At 66.0% G+C, this 326-nt stretch carries 1 protein-coding gene; it reads right to left on the bottom strand.

The genetic code is table 11. The features are described from left to right. The coding region (locus ACYOEI_RS41545) for a transposase (RefSeq protein WP_462856499.1) at positions 1-229 on the bottom strand (229 nt) is incomplete at its 3' end. Positions 230-326 lie beyond the last annotated feature (97 nt).

The raw sequence follows: 326 nt of genomic DNA on the forward strand, positions 1-326 counted from the left end.
CCAACGCTGGAGCGTCTTGTTCCGGTACTTCGAATCCCCCCCACAACATCTTCAGCCGAGACCGATGTTCGGCCGTCAACTCGCCCAGGACCCGGGGCGCGATCGTCCCGTCGTCAGCCGACGCCACTGTGACCGCGACCGCCAGCAGCAAACCCAGCTTGTCTACGACGATATGGCGGTTCCGCCCGTTGATCTTCTTGCCCCCCATCGTACCCCCGGGTCTCGGCATTCTCCGTCGCCTTGACCGTCTGGCTGTCGATGCTGCCGACGCTCGGGCTGGGCTCATGGCCGTCGGCGACGCGGACCATCCGCCGCAAAGCGTCGAG

This window comes from Singulisphaera rosea, from assembly GCF_054877945.1.